Raw genomic sequence first — 14,721 nt, 5'->3', positions numbered from 1 at the left:
CATATTATTTTGTATTTCACAGAAATATTCGTTTTTCATTAAACGAAACGTAATTATGAAATTGATTGACTTAATTCGCCTTTTTCGTAATATCTTCAAGAAAAGCTAGTGAGTAAATATTATTTAAAAAGGAAAGTTTTAAATAACAAGCTCACACAAACTAAAAATTTACTTTTTTTGTTAGATTTATAGAGTGCTATTATGTTAGAATATTTTAATAATTATACTTAACTTTTATAGAGGTGTGTTATGGAGTTGCTTCAAAAAGAATTAATCTTTTATACATTGTTTTTAGGTGTAGGGTTTTATATTGTTTTCCACTGCATATTATTAATTGGGCAAAAAGGAGTTACTACAGCAAGTTTTACATCAAGAATGATGGCTTATAGTTTTTCTGGAATACTGATAGTTTGGGTCACGTTTTATACTTCTAATACACCTTATACAATCCATGACTATATATTTTTGCTTATTCCGTTTGTTATTCCTTTTTTCTTTATCGTTTACAAAGATAGTAAAAGCTATGAAGTAAAAGTAATACAGTACAATTACAAGCAAGTATTCCATATACTTGAGAGCACCTTATCAAAAAACAACTATACATTTAAACAAACGGATGAATCAGAGCCTGGTATTTTTCGTGAAAAATATAAAACATTAATGGAACTTGAAAATGGCCGGATTACTGTCTCATGGGTAGATAAGAAACAGCCTACTTTCATTATTATTTTTCAACATTTTAAGGATAAAGATTTACGAAATGAAATGATTTCTATATTTCGAGAAGAACTACAAGTTGGTAGTTACTTGAGACTAATTGGATTTGATTTATTAATAGGTATCCTTTGTATTATCTATAGTACGTACCACTTACTCGGGTAAGAAAGGGGAAAAAGAGGTTTGGAGAGTATAAATTTGCTACTACTCGCAACTATTATCCCAGCAATATTTGTGTTATGGGATGCGTTTTTTTCACTCATAAAAAGAGGAGTAACATTTGAAAGACATGTAAGTCTAGTTATTCGTGCAATGATTGTTATACCGGTATTTTATTTTATACTTCATAATTTTAACGAGAAAATTAATCCGATATATATAACGGTTATTTTGTTAGCGGCTATCTTTTCGTTCATTTTTTTCAGAAGAAACATTGATTTTTACACATTGAAAAAATTCAACCCAGTTCAATGTGAAGAAATATTGGAAAATATGCTAAATTCAAAGCATATATCGTATGATAAAAGATACGAAAAAGAAGAACAATGGACTAGATATGACAAGAAAGTTATATATGAACTCAAGGAAGAAAACGAAAAAATTGAATTAGTTTATAACGGTAATAAACAGTACCCTTCTATTCGAATGAAAGCATATCATTTGGAGGATCGTTATTTGCTACAAGAATTATTACCTGATTTTCGTGCAGTACAAGAAAATCGCAGATTGCAGCTTCATGTACTTTATCAAGTAGTAATTGGGTTGGGTTTATTAATTATAGGGGTATTACCGAATATTACATAGTAGTTCAAAAAAAAAGCAAAGTTCCATTTTTAAAGTGGGACTTTGCTTTTTTTATTGAAAAGTTTTATCAGGAAACTGATTTGTGTTGTAATTGTTTCTTTTTATTTTTCTTCGCTAAGTTCGCAAGGGCCGATTCATTGTAACCTACGATTAATTTCTTACCACTGACTATAATAGGTCTTCTTAACAACTTTGGTTCTTGTTGTACAAGCTGTATAAGTTCTGAAATGGATAATTCGTTTACATCCACATTGAGGTCTTTGAAAGATTGACTTCTAGTAGCTAGGATCTCATCAAAACCTTCCGTTGTTTTAGAAAGTATCGTTAACATTTCTTCAAATGATGGGGTTTCTCTAAAGATATGTCTTTCTGAAAATGATAACTCGTTCGCCTTTAACCATTTTTTAGTCTTCCTACACGACGTACAACTTGGGTAACTATAAAACGTAATCTCGTTCATCTTTGTTTCCCTCCCAATTAATTGTCTTGATATCAAAGTATGATTATTAAACTTATTGTATACCATTTGTATAACTTTTGTACATAAAAATACACAAATTATTGTGAACAATTTACAACATTTTTTGGAATATATATTTTTCTTACAAAGTCTGTAATATAATATAGGAAGAAAATGAGGTGATAAAATGGATGATGTATTAAAAATTACAAATGTTCTAGGGGATCAAACAAGGTACTCTATTTACGATTATCTAGTTCAACATAAAAATGAGGTCGGCGTACAAGATATTGCAGATAAGTTTCACATTCATCCAAACGTAGCTCGCCTTCACTTATCAAAATTAGAAGATATCCACTTAATCCAATCCTACTTAAGTAAAACTGGAAAAGGTGGACGTCCAAGTAGAAAATATAAAATTTCCGATAAATCTATTCAATTATCATTCCCATTTCGTGATTATCAGCTTCTAGCTAAAATTGCGATCGAGTCGATGGCAGCTTTAGGTGAAGTAGGTAAACAAGCGCTTTATCAGACTGGGAAGAAGTTTGGTCATGAAATAGCACAAAAATATTTTTACGGTCAAAGCTCATCACTTGTATCGTTAGATAGAAAAGTAGATATAATAAAGGATATTGCTACTAGCTGTGGCTTGTATGCTGACTTTCACGTAAGAAAAGAAGAGCAATCTATACATTTAGCTATTAACAACTGTCCATTTAAAGAGTTGGTAGATAGTGAAAAGCATTCTATTTGTCATATGCATCTAGCTTTTCTTCAAGGAATATTTGAAGAAGTGTTAGACGGTGCAACTTTGCAAGAAATGGATAATATGGCTGATGGTTGTAAACAATGTACGTATAAGGCTTTTCTACCAAACTAACGGTATTCTTCACAAAGTTGACATTTTTACTGTGATAAAAGACAATAAACTTATGTTTACAATGCCTGTAAAGGTACATTATAATAGTTAAGTGACATAACTTGTATTTAAGTGCGTAAGGAGGGGATACATATGGAACGTATGTACCGTGTTTTAGGTTTTTGGACTGGGATTTTCGCTGTAATGTTCTATCTTGGCCATATGCCACAAACGTCATTATTATTCTTTGGACAAACGGTATTCTTTGTGTTTTTAAGTTTTCTAAAATTATCTGAACGTATGTACATTTATATCTTTGGTGCATATTTAACTATTTTCTTCGTTGGTTTCTCTTACTGGACAACATTTATGATGGTACCAGGTCAAGGTCATTAATTTGAAAATAGCTAATCATAATAAAAGCGATGACATTAAATGTCATCGCTTTTATTATTTTTAAAATTTTGGTGTTTCTTCTAAAATAACTTTCCAATCCATTTCACAGTTCTTTGATTGTACAACGACTGTAAATCCTTTGCTAAGTCCACTCTCCATAACTAGTGAACGAATGGCACGGTTCTGTTTACTTTTTTCAGAAAAAGGATTCGTATCATAGTTCTCTTGTAAAAAATTTAATATCCCTGCTGCAAGGAGGAATTCGCCTTGTTTTTTTGTAAAGCAATGTTGTAAGTTTAATTCTGTTCCTACTTGTTCTAAAGCATATAAATGAATATGAGTAGTTAAATCCATTTCACCTACATGTAATAGCGGATTTCTTATCATTTCATGTTTATAATAGCCACGTAAGCTTCCATCCATTAATTCTGGACTCAGCCATTCTTCCAACGTATATCCATAATCAATTGTATATATTAACCCTTTCTTTACCTTCTCAGCAACAAAGGCCAAATGTTTTACCATTGATAAAGGAACCTCAAATCTTTGGTTCTCACTTAACTCGATAGAAAACTTGTTTAAGTAATCTATAATAGGTTGATTCTCTAACGGAAAAAGGACTTCCATCATTTCGTTTTTAGAATTAGTAGTAATGTGTACTTCATTAACTACTCTTTCTCTCTTTTCAATAACATGGACTGGAAAAGCATCATATAATTCGTTAGAAAACACAATTCCTTCTATTGATTCACATTCATTTAGGCTTGACTTGTACACGACATTAGCATCAGTTGGTAGCAACTTTTTTTGCTCGGAAATATGGTACTTACTCGTCTCAATCATACAATAGGTTAGACCATTGTAAAATGAAACATCTATTTCCTTTAGTTCTTCTAATAGTTGCTTCGCAAATCTACCCGTACCACCACCAATTTCGTATATAAATGGCGGCAGCTTTTTCTGTTGAAAAACTTTATAAAAGTGTCGAGCAAATAGTTTACCAAACACATTACTTACATTACTAGATGTGTAAAAGTCACCTTCTTTTCCTACTTTTTTCGTATCCTTCATGTAATAACCGTAAGTAGGATGGTAGAGTACTTCTTGCATGAAATCTGCATATGTAAGGCAATTATTATCTGAAGCTTTTATCTTTTCTATTAGGTGGGTAAGTATTGTCATACAAACTCCTTAAAATCCATTTAAAAACGGATTGCTATCCATTTCCACTCCAATTGTCGTCTCTTGACCGTGGCCTGGTAGCACTGTTGTTTCTTCAGGTAGAGATAATAGTTTATCATGAATACTTTTAATAAGTAGTTGGTGGTCACCACCTGGCAAGTCCGTTCTACCAATGCTACCAGCGAACAATGCATCTCCTGCAAAAACAGCTTCTGTTTCCTCATGATAAAAACTTATGCTTCCAGGCGAATGGCCAGGCGTAAATAACACTTGGAATGTAAATGCGCCTACTGTTAAGGTACCTTCTTCTTTAATTAAATGCTCTGCTTTCGATGCTTTTATTTCTCCAAACGGGAAACGATGCGAGCCATTTAAAGCCGGATCAATTAACCAATTTTCTTCATTTTCGTGTATATAAACTGGGATGTTCCAATTTTTACGTACTTCTTCCACTGCTCCAATATGGTCAAAGTGAGCATGTGTTAAAAGAATAGCAATTGGATTTAATTTATTTTGGGCTAAATAATGGTTAAATGCCTCCCCTTCACTACCTGGGTCAAAAATAACACAATCTTTGTTTTCGTTTATTAAAAGGTAAGCATTTGTCTGTAATGGTCCTAACGTAATTTGAATATATTGCAACTTTTTTCATCCACCCTTCTTGAACAATTCTACTAACTATTTTACACTAAAATGAAGAAGAAAGACGAATGAAAGGAAATGATAGAATGAAAAGAATGTTTGGTATAGAAATTTCCTGTTCATTAGAAAGTCCGGCATACTTTCAAAATGTCATAGCTCCATTAAAAGAAACTGCTAGCATTTATGATGTAGATGAGCAATTGTTAATCCTTGAATCTGCGGCTGAGGCAAAATTCATTAAAAAGCTTCTAGATGACAAATGCATGTTAGAGGAAACGTATATTTTAATACGTTTAGATAACCCTAAAATTGGTAGCAGTTTTACTGATTATGGATTTGAAACATCCAACCATCACTATCTGTATGAGGATATGATATGTATGTTCAAAGTCGTAAGTGGAAATAAAGATGACATGGAAATGGCTTTACTCCAAATGAACGAGTCCATTATTGGAATGGAGATCGTAAATTCTACTACATACATCATAGATAAGCATCAGAAGGAATTTATCGAAAAAGTAGCCAAAGCTTATGACATAGAAGTGTCATTTTTGGTCCTCGACAAATAAGCATAAAGAAGATAAAATAAAAAAGAGTGTAATGTACTTATTACATAGTTATATTTCGTTCATTTCATAATGGTATATCGTTTATTGAAAAACATCCTTACGTTCGTTTTTCGTACCGTAATTATACATTATGAAAGGAACTCATTTAGTGTAGTTGAAAATAGAATTGATTGTAGAGGGGGCTTTTAACATGCCATTAGTTATTATTTTCGGACTAGTTACGATTTTATCTGCCATTGCTGCTGTTCGTACACTTCGTGAAAAGAACTTCTTAGGTTTACTTTTTGCATTTGGCACAGTAGCTGTATTCGGTTGGTTTACTGTAATGACCATTATAAATTCAGCTTACCCAACGCCTCACTAATCCTTTAGTAAAGTAGCTTAGGTAGCAGTATTTATTTTAAAATTACCAAAAGAACACTCCTGCTTGGGGTGTTCTTTTTTATTTACCACTTTGTTTAGTGTAAATAATTTCTTAGGGAAAGAAGATTAACTTCCATTGATAAGGTGAATATAATAACATGTACATTATCCTACAGGCATTGCAGTTTTTTCAGTTACTGTGTTAAAACACTTTTGTAAGCGATTACAACAACGTCAGAATTGGAGGGATCTTTATTGACCATTAAGCTTTTATGTAGTTCATGTGATGGTAATAAAAAAAGAAGACTTGGCTTTTTACCTTTTTTAATTCGCTGTGGAAATTGTAATGGATCTGGCAAAATATTTTGGAGAAACAAAATACAGTAGAAATACGAAAAGGAGAATTGGCTCAGCTGCCAGTTCTCCTTTTCTACATTACTCATTTAAATGCTTTTGTACAGAAGAAAGCTTTTCTTGCATCGTCGCCTTTTTGTCTCTTCTATCATCAATACGTATGTTTGTTGCTACTCTTTGAATTCCTTTGTTAAACGGTAGTTCGTGAATCGTTTGAATTACTTCGAAAAGTTGTTGTAAATCTCCTTCTATTAATGTGCTCATTGGTGTTAATTGGTAAGTAATCTTACCTTCCTCTTCATATCCTTTAAGTACTCTTTGTATATCAGCTACATAATTACTTACACTAGGTCCTTCCGTTCCAATTGGTATAATGGTAACATCAACAATTGCCATCTAAATTCCTCCTACTAATTATTGTACATGAACTAATTCTACTATTGTTTCCGTCTGAAAATCTATAATTTGCTCTAATTGGTATCCGAATAACGCAAAGTTTCCACCAGGAGATATTTTAAAAGGCCTATTTTCTACTTGATTAAGTATTGTATGAAGCTCACCGTCTTTCGATAATGAAACTAACTTAAATCCTCTATCATACATATCTAATGAACCACTTTCATATGGCAGTATCAAATAATAAGTATTATCTTTTTCACTAAAATCTACATGTGGTACTACAATGGTAGAGTACATAGTTAATATTGGTGATTCTGTTTGTGCCTTGATTTCCATGCTTTGATTGTCCATTATGGAAATGCTAACTTCCGTGTACTCTTCATTATTTAATTGTAGTGTTAACAACTCTTCACCACTTTTATGAAATGAAACAATGTTTTCTAACACCCGTTCGTGTTCCTTTTTTTCATATGAAAATTTATAAAGTGGTGCGGATAATGATGGTTCATCAAAGTCCCAATATAAATATCCCAATTCCTCCGATGTTAACCAATGTAAAAAAGGGTTAGGTGCTTCAACCTCCACAATAACTTTCTTATTCGTATTTATAGTAATACTCTCATAAGTCCAATCTTCCAAAAAGGTAGTTACAATTAACATTTCAGGTTTTTGCTCGTTCCATGCAAAGAAGATTTCATTAGAACGAAATGACCACCGCTGTTTTTCTTTTCCACTATTTTCAATAATTACAATGGTTGCTTCAAAGGTCGATGTTGCCTCATGGATTGCTACATCTCCTTCTTTATTTAATTCAAGATGAACTATTGGATAGGTAGAACGATATATTTCATTTATTTCTCCGCTGAAAATATTAAATGTTTGCACAACTGAATAATGATTTGAAGTTTGTAAAACTAGTACACTTTCATTGTCTAGCCAATCAACTATACCAATAAAATCATGTTCCGACATTTTTAGTTGCTTGAACATTTTTTCATTAAAATACGAGTAAAAATTTCCGCTTTTTTTAATGTTTTCTTTTGGAGGAATGGACGATGAAGGTTTAGCAATTTCATTTACTTGAGATTCACAGCTTACTAAAAATAAAAAGAAGAGTATGAAGAAAAATTTTTTCAACTTTCACATCAACTCCTTCTCTACGGGCTTTTCATTTATTACGATTATGGACCATAGAAAGTTTCGTTTCAAGCAAAAAGAAAAGCGCATATAAGAATATATCAAATGTTTGACTTATAAGCACTATGACTCTTTATATTTTTTTATGATTTTATATGAGTGAGTTTCATAATGTACAATTACTAAACGAACAGTAATTAAGAAATTGTTTCACATATATAAAGTGTTTCACATATATAAAGCCGCTAACATGATTCCTAGTGTTTTCTTGTATACGCTTGGAAAGTGTGATAGTGGTAGTGGGTTAATACCTTTACCTAATTCAAGTGTAAAGCCGGGTTTTTTAAATTCTTTTATGAACCAATCTTTGTAGCCTGCATGACTGTCTACATATTGTACTGCTTTATACGAACTAACACTTTCAAATTCCTTTGCTAAATTACTACTTACGTTTGGTTCAAAGCCCTCATAGCCCCAGTAAAACTCTTCTCCTTGCGTGTGGAAGGCTAGAACTCGGTCAAAGTTTTCTTTATGCGCTAACTCCGCCATCGCTTGCGCTTCAGGTTCGGTTAACGGTGCATCTCCAGGGTAATCGCGTGGAGCTGGAGTCTTTGGTATTTTACGCTCTTTCTCTATCTCCCAATTGGCCGGATATTGATTATTTAAATCTACACCCCTGATATTTGCTTTCCAAGCTGTAAACTCATCTAACCCTTTATTTATTCGTTGGACGTTTTGGGAATACTCTGTTTCTTTTGGTAAGCCATTTAAAACTAAATCAACCCCATCTGGGTTTACCATCGGAACAATGGATAAGGTTACTTCATCATAAAACGGAGACATATATAAACTTCGAACCATTGTAGCGTTTGTTAGTGAATGCAAGTAATCATTTAGAAACTTCATGATTACGACAGTTGTGATCCATTCATTCGCATGAAAACTTCCGTTGAAATGCACTTTCTTTTTCCCTCGACCTATTTGCAAATGCTGAATTGGTTTACCTAAGACGGAATGTCCTATCGTTTCGACTTTCACAAAAGGAAACATTTTTCCAAGATATTGAATGTGTTTTGCTAGGTTAGCAGAGTTCATTTTCTGCACAATGTTTATTTCGTTACCTATAAGACGTCTTGGCATGGACAGGCTAGTAACGTCTGTTAAGTTTGGTGATGATTGATTTAATAATTGTAAACTATCAAGTGGCAGTTGAGTTTTTTGACTGAAGCTTTGAATGGTTTCTAATTTATGTTTTGATACATGTACCGCTTCATACCCAGGTATCGAAATTTCTGCCCCTATTTGTAAATTATCTGGATTCATCTGGCTATTTGCATCTAAAATTAATTGGAGTGGAAGTTTGAATAACTTACTATAGTACCAAAAAGTATCTCCTTTTCTTACTTTAACTTTCATATATGTTCAATCCTCCTAAAAAGGCATGCTGCTACTAATCTATGAAGTTAAATGTAGAAAAGAACTTGAGAACATAAAAAACCCCATTTCCGAGGAAATGGGGTTCAATACTAATATTAATCAGCAATTACTTCATTCTCATGAGCATCCATAAGGATGGTTGTTCCGTCAAAGAAACGAAGTAAGTCACCGTATATAATTTTGTCTGAGTAGCTTAATTCTTGTTTTACTCTATCTTTATATGGTTCACATGATTCTTCATCTGTTTCTTCTTCCGTGCTCTTATCGTAACAAATACCTTTAGAGTATATTAACTCTTCCGTAATGAAGCTACCGTCACGGAACACAATAAACTCACTACGATCTTTCGCTAATAAATCTTCACCGAATTGTATATCATGTTTTGTTTCCATACCGAGTAAATGTTTTATAGTTGGTTTTAAATCAATTTGAGCTGCAACTGTATCAAATTGCTTCGCATCTACATCCGTTACACCTGGAATGTGAATGAACATTGGTACTTGTTGTAATTGTGCTACCTCAAATGGACGGATTTCTTTATCCAAGTATTTGCTCATTGCATCATTATGGTTTTCAGAGATTCCATAATGATCACCATAAATAATTATCAAGGAGTCTTCATATAGACCCGCTTCTTTTAACTCGTTAAAGAACTCTTTTATAGCTTCATCCATATAACGTACTGTTGGAAAATAACGATTTAACGTTCTACTATTCGAATCAAATTCATCCACAAAACGATCTTCTTCGTCTAAAACAAACGGGAAGTGATTTGTAAGGGATATGAATTTCGCATAAAATGGTTGCTGTAACTCTTTCATATAAGGAATAGATTGCTTAAAGAAATCTATATCTTTCAAACCCCAACCAACTGAATTTTCTTCATTTACATCGTAATCATTAATTTCATAGAAATGCTCATACCCTAATGATCGGTACATAACATCACGATTCCAGAAACTTTGATTATTTGCATGGAATGTTACAGGGTAGTATCCTTTTTCTTTAATTTCATTAGGTGTAGCTGTGTGGTAATCATTTGTTGCGTGCGTAAAGAATACGGCACCGCGTCCTAATGGATATAAAGAATTATCTAACAAGAACTCTGAATCGGAAGTTTTACCTTGTGCAGTTTGGTGATAAAAATTTTCAAAATAATAACTTGAATTTTTCAGATCATTTAAAAAAGGTGTAATTGGTTGACCATTAATTTCGTTATCTATAACAAAACTTTGTACAGATTCCATTTTGACAATAATTACATTTTTACCTTCTGCAATACCATAATAATCAGGATTAGGTTGTTTATATTTAGCATTAATATAGTTTTGAATTTCTACTAATTCACTACCATCTGCAAGTGCACGCTGTGCTTTTGTCTTAGTTTGTAATAATGCATCATATACGTGATAGTTGTATGTTCCTAAATTCTTTACTAAGATTTCGCGGTCAAACGTTCTTGTTAATAATTGCGGGCGTTCTGTTTCTGCTAAACCTAAGTTAAATAAGAAAACACCTACAATCGATAAGAAATACATTTTTCGAACTTTTGGTCTCCAAGTAGTTAATGTAACAAACTTAGGAGTCCATTTAGCGAGTGCGATTAAGATCACTACATCAATAAACATTAATAGGTCAATCGGCTTCATTAATTCTGTTACACTACTTCCAAGGTCAGCCATGTTGCTAGTCTGGAATAATAACGGAATCGTAATAAAGTCGTTAAAGAACCTGTAATACACTGCATTTGCGTATAAAACGAACGTTACAATAAAGCTTGTAATAATAATGTAACGCTTTGCGGACTTTTCACTCATAAATAGTGCTAATCCTAAGATTAATAAAATAAAGCTTAACGGATTAATAAACAAGATAAATTCCTGTTTTATAGATTCAATTGCAATATCAAAGCTTACTTTATATACAAAATAGGTTTTTATCCATAACAGCATTACAGCTATTAGGATGAATGGAATATTCGTTTTTATATTTTTATTCATGTATGTTAAACCTCCCTTTAAAAAACGAAAAGAACACGTCTACTCACCCACTACCAAATATTAGGATGAAGAAAAAATAGACATAACGTATCTTAAAACTTTTTTCACAAAAAATCAATGGTAAATTCATAACAAAAAAGTATAATGATATAATTTCCTATTAATCTTTCATATATACATAGACGAATGGCGCGAAAAAAAGTTTCAAAGAATATTAATGTTTAAATTTTCAGAAAATAACACAATATTTTACTATTACATATTAATTCGTTTTGTGTACTATATTTTTGACCATATATCCACAATTAAAAAGAGAAACTTCAGTTAATCGCCGAAGTTTCTTCTCCAATTTCATGCGCTACGGGTATTTACCCAATTTCTATAAATACAAAACGCTACGTATTATTTTATTTTTGTTTTAGCTAAATAAGCTGCTCCTATAACTCCAGCGTCGTTACCAAGTGTCGCTAACGCAACTTGAACTCCTACTTTCGTACGCGGGAATAAATGTTTTTCAAAATGTTTTATTACTGGATTTAAAATAGTATCTCCAGCTCGAGAAACTCCTCCACCGATGACAATTTTTTCTGGATTTAATGCGTTAGCTAAGTTAGCTAATGCCAATCCTAGATGACTTGCAATATGGTCAATAACACTTTGAGCGATTGGCTCATTTTCTTTTGCTAATTCGAATATTAGTTTTGCTGATAGTCCTTTATTGGAAGCTTCCTCTGCTAGACGGGATGTTGGATTTGCTTCGATGTTTTCTTTGGCAATACGAACTATTCCTGTTGCGGAAGCTACTGTTTCTAAACAACCTGTTTTTCCACAATTACATGGTGCTCCACCTTCAGCTGTTACCGCAATATGTCCAATCTCTCCACCTGCACCGTTTATTCCATGAACGACTTCACCATTACTTATAATCCCGCCTCCAACTCCAGTTCCCAGTGTTACACAAATTAAGTCTTTGGAGCCGTCACCAGCACCTTTCCACATTTCACCGATTGCAGCTAAGTTTGCATCATTGTCTACTACAACTGGAAGTCCTGTTTCTACTTCTAGTAAATCTTGTAAAGGGTAATCTTTCCAACCTAAGTTTACAGCTTCATAAATTAAACCGGTACTCATGTTGACAGGACCAGGTGCTCCCATTCCAATCGCTTGTAATCTTTTTTTCGATTCATTTAACTCATCTAATTTTTTATCTAGTGCTTTGGCTATGTCTGTAGTTATATGTTTTCCTGCTTCACTGATGTTTGTGGGGATTTCCCATTTATGTACGATTTCTCCGTATTGACTAATAAAAGCCATCTTTATTGTAGTTCCACCTAAATCTACGCCTACTAACCATTTCTTTTCCATTTGTGTAATCACCTATTCTTTTTATGTATGTTTTGCTAGTTCACTTCTAATAATGATCATTGCTGATTGAAAGTCGGAGGCATCTAAGACGTTAGAGCGATATAGTTCTCTTATTTCGTCTTCCATTAATTCGAGATCTGCTTTTTTATCGCCAATATATATAAAAGCTCCATATTTAGTCAACAGCTTCCTGACATCAACGATTGATTTCATAATGTCCACCCTTATTTAAGAAGAAATAATTTCTATTATAGTATAAAGGATTACAAAGACAAATCAAGTGAAGCTTTTATGAAATGATCTTGTTTGTGAAACTGTTGAAATTTGATAAAATCCGCTCGCTTTCCGCGGACGAACCTAAATAACCATCTTGTTTGTCAATTTCACATAAAGAAAAGCCGTTAATCTGGAATAACGGCTTTTCTGATAGTATATTATCGATCTGGGTCTTCTGGGTGTAGGACTGTTGGGCGTTTGTGTTTTAATGGTATTGGTGAGCGTACAAGCACGTCTCGGAACGCATGGGAATCAAACGGTATGAACGGCCACAAATAAGGAATGGAGTAAGACTTCATTCTCGCTAAGAATATAATTAACACGACAAAACTAATTATTAATCCGTTTATTCCGAATAACGCCGTTACAATTAATAGTACTATCCTTACAAGCCTATTGGCTAAACTTAATTCATAACTAGGTGTAGAGAATGTACCGATGGCAGCAATTGCTAAGTAGAGAATAATCTCTGGGACAAACAACCCAACCGTAACAGCCACATCTCCAATCAAAATGGCCGCAACAAGTCCAAGTGCAGTGGCAAGTGCTGACGGGGTATGAATGGCGGCCATTCGAAGCATGTCCATACCGACTTCAATAATCATTATCTGTGCAAACAACGGAACAGTACCTTGTTCAGAAGGACCTATATAAGATAGTTGTTCTGGAAGTAACGAAGGGTTAATAGCAAATAAATACCATAATGGTAAAATAAATAAAGAAGACCATACGGCAATAAATCTTACAAATCTTAAATACGCACCAACCACTGGTTTATTTCGATACTCTTCAGCATGTTGTAAATGATGCCAAAAGGTAGTTGGCGCTATTATCACACTTGGGGATCCATCCACCATTACAAGTACATGCCCTTCAAACAAATGAGTTGCTGCAGTATCTGGTCTTTCCGTATACCTTACTGTTGGATAAGGATTCCAATGGCGTCCACCGACAAATTCATCTACTGTTTTTTCTCCCATCGGTAAACCATCTGTATCAATTTTCTTAATCGATTCTTTTATTTCTTCCACATTTGCATGATCTGCAATATCTTCTAAATAACATATACTAATATCCGTTTTGGACCTTCTTCCAACTTGCATATACTCCATTCGTAGCGAACTGTCACGAACTCTACGACGAACTAATGCACAGTTAAATACGAGCGTCTCTACAAAACCGTCTCGTGATCCACGTACAACTCTTTCCGTGTCTGGTTCTTCTGGTCCGCGTACAGGATATGTACGCGCGTCAATAATGACGACTTTACTTAATCCTTCAATTACCATTGCAGTTGGACCTGCTAACACTTGGTCTACTACTCTTTCTAAGTCATCTTCCTCGTCTAACTCCACATAAGGTATGTACTTTTTTAACAACTTTTCAAGAGGTTCTTCTTCTAGTTGTTCTGGAGTTAAATCAGATAAAAATTTCATGATAAAAAGCATCACTTCGTCTTTACCGAAGCCATCAACTAAAAATAAACCAACTTTACGCCCTGCGTAATACAAGTCTAAATAGATTAAGTCAAAACTTTTATCGACCGCGAGTCTTTCTTTTAGATACTCTACATCGCGTTCAAAATTTCCCGTCATTTTTCTAGTAGGCTTTTCCCATACCAAGATGGATTCCTCCCATTCGCTTCATCTCTCTCCATTTTTTGCTTTAAGGTGGAAAAACATACATCATATATGCAGATTGATGAACATATAATGGAAGACAAGCTTCAATTAACTTGTATTTACTTTACAATTTAAA

General features: G+C 33.4%; 16 protein-coding genes. 6 read left to right on the top strand and 10 right to left on the bottom strand.

Going from position 1 to position 14,721, the window contains the following annotated elements; translation table 11 throughout:
* Positions 1–249 precede the first annotated feature (249 nt).
* Positions 250–882: a hypothetical protein gene (locus tag CDZ89_RS06975; RefSeq protein ID WP_096153424.1), complete on the top strand. Its 633-nt coding sequence runs from the start codon at positions 250–252 to the stop codon at positions 880–882.
* An 18-nt stretch (positions 883–900) separates the two neighbouring features.
* Positions 901–1,521, top strand: a complete 621-nt coding sequence (locus CDZ89_RS06970) for a hypothetical protein (protein WP_096153423.1) — start codon at positions 901–903, stop codon at positions 1,519–1,521.
* 67 nt (positions 1,522–1,588) lie between these two features.
* Here the strand turns inward: CDZ89_RS06970 and CDZ89_RS06965 are convergent, their stop codons facing one another.
* A complete protein-coding gene (locus tag CDZ89_RS06965; RefSeq protein ID WP_096153422.1) occupies positions 1,589–1,981 on the bottom strand; it encodes a Spx/MgsR family RNA polymerase-binding regulatory protein in 393 nt (130 codons plus the stop codon).
* A 187-nt stretch (positions 1,982–2,168) separates the two neighbouring features.
* Here CDZ89_RS06965 and CDZ89_RS06960 point away from each other — a divergent pair, with 187 nt between their 5' ends.
* Together CDZ89_RS06960 and CDZ89_RS06955 are read left to right on the top strand one after the other, a co-directional pair.
* The gene (locus tag CDZ89_RS06960; RefSeq protein ID WP_100333416.1) at positions 2,169–2,864 is read left to right on the top strand and encodes a helix-turn-helix transcriptional regulator; all 696 of its coding nucleotides are present in this window, start codon (positions 2,169–2,171) and stop codon (positions 2,862–2,864) included.
* A 132-nt stretch (positions 2,865–2,996) separates the two neighbouring features.
* Positions 2,997–3,239: a DUF2626 domain-containing protein gene (locus CDZ89_RS06955; protein ID WP_096153420.1), complete on the top strand. Its 243-nt coding sequence runs from the start codon at positions 2,997–2,999 to the stop codon at positions 3,237–3,239.
* A gap of 60 nt (positions 3,240–3,299) precedes the next feature.
* On the opposite strand, the gene CDZ89_RS06950 is transcribed toward CDZ89_RS06955, so the two are convergent.
* Together CDZ89_RS06950 and CDZ89_RS06945 are read right to left on the bottom strand one after the other, a co-directional pair.
* Entirely contained in the window at positions 3,300–4,421 is a 1,122-nt protein-coding gene (locus CDZ89_RS06950) for a class I SAM-dependent methyltransferase (RefSeq protein ID WP_227521453.1), read from the bottom strand.
* Between the two features lie 9 nt (positions 4,422–4,430).
* Positions 4,431–5,063 (bottom strand): MBL fold metallo-hydrolase, encoded by a 633-nt coding sequence (locus CDZ89_RS06945; RefSeq protein ID WP_100333415.1) that lies wholly within the window; start codon positions 5,061–5,063, stop codon positions 4,431–4,433.
* Between the two features lie 68 nt (positions 5,064–5,131).
* Between CDZ89_RS06945 and CDZ89_RS06940 the strand changes: the two genes are divergently transcribed.
* Together CDZ89_RS06940 and CDZ89_RS06935 are read left to right on the top strand one after the other, a co-directional pair.
* The gene (locus CDZ89_RS06940; protein ID WP_096153418.1) at positions 5,132–5,632 is read left to right on the top strand and encodes a hypothetical protein; all 501 of its coding nucleotides are present in this window, start codon (positions 5,132–5,134) and stop codon (positions 5,630–5,632) included.
* A 190-nt stretch (positions 5,633–5,822) separates the two neighbouring features.
* Positions 5,823–5,996 carry a DUF2759 domain-containing protein gene (locus CDZ89_RS06935; RefSeq protein ID WP_096153417.1) on the top strand — a complete coding sequence of 58 codons (174 nt, stop codon included), beginning with the start codon at positions 5,823–5,825 and terminating at the stop codon, positions 5,994–5,996.
* 434 nt (positions 5,997–6,430) lie between these two features.
* Here CDZ89_RS06935 and CDZ89_RS06930 read toward each other — a convergent pair whose 3' ends face one another.
* The 7 genes from CDZ89_RS06930 to CDZ89_RS06900 form a co-directional block, all read right to left on the bottom strand.
* Positions 6,431–6,745: an MTH1187 family thiamine-binding protein gene (locus tag CDZ89_RS06930; RefSeq protein ID WP_096153416.1), complete on the bottom strand. Its 315-nt coding sequence runs from the start codon at positions 6,743–6,745 to the stop codon at positions 6,431–6,433.
* Positions 6,746–6,763: 18 nt separating this feature from the next.
* Positions 6,764–7,885 carry a YqgU-like beta propeller domain-containing protein gene (locus CDZ89_RS06925; RefSeq protein WP_100333414.1) on the bottom strand — a complete coding sequence of 374 codons (1,122 nt, stop codon included), beginning with the start codon at positions 7,883–7,885 and terminating at the stop codon, positions 6,764–6,766.
* Between the two features lie 228 nt (positions 7,886–8,113).
* Positions 8,114–9,301, bottom strand: coding sequence for a M14 family metallopeptidase (locus CDZ89_RS06920; RefSeq protein WP_100333413.1), 1,188 nt, complete (start codon positions 9,299–9,301; stop codon positions 8,114–8,116).
* A 116-nt stretch (positions 9,302–9,417) separates the two neighbouring features.
* On the bottom strand, positions 9,418–11,322 hold the full coding sequence (locus CDZ89_RS06915; protein WP_100333412.1) for an LTA synthase family protein: 1,905 nt from the start codon (positions 11,320–11,322) through the stop codon (positions 9,418–9,420).
* 402 nt (positions 11,323–11,724) lie between these two features.
* Positions 11,725–12,687, bottom strand: a complete 963-nt coding sequence (locus tag CDZ89_RS06910) for an ROK family glucokinase (protein WP_096153412.1) — start codon at positions 12,685–12,687, stop codon at positions 11,725–11,727.
* Positions 12,688–12,708: 21 nt separating this feature from the next.
* Positions 12,709–12,900 (bottom strand): YqgQ family protein, encoded by a 192-nt coding sequence (locus CDZ89_RS06905; RefSeq protein ID WP_096153411.1) that lies wholly within the window; start codon positions 12,898–12,900, stop codon positions 12,709–12,711.
* 221 nt (positions 12,901–13,121) lie between these two features.
* Complete coding sequence (locus tag CDZ89_RS06900; RefSeq protein WP_096156885.1) at positions 13,122–14,558, bottom strand: spore germination protein; 1,437 nt, start codon at positions 14,556–14,558, stop codon at positions 13,122–13,124.
* Positions 14,559–14,721 lie beyond the last annotated feature (163 nt).

The sequence above is a fragment of the Bacillus alkalisoli genome (assembly GCF_002797415.1).
GTDB lineage: Bacteria > Bacillota > Bacilli > Bacillales > Bacillaceae_I > Bacillus_CD > Bacillus_CD alkalisoli.
The sequence above is the reverse complement of the archived record's forward strand: the minus strand, read 5'-3'. Positions and strand labels throughout refer to the sequence as shown.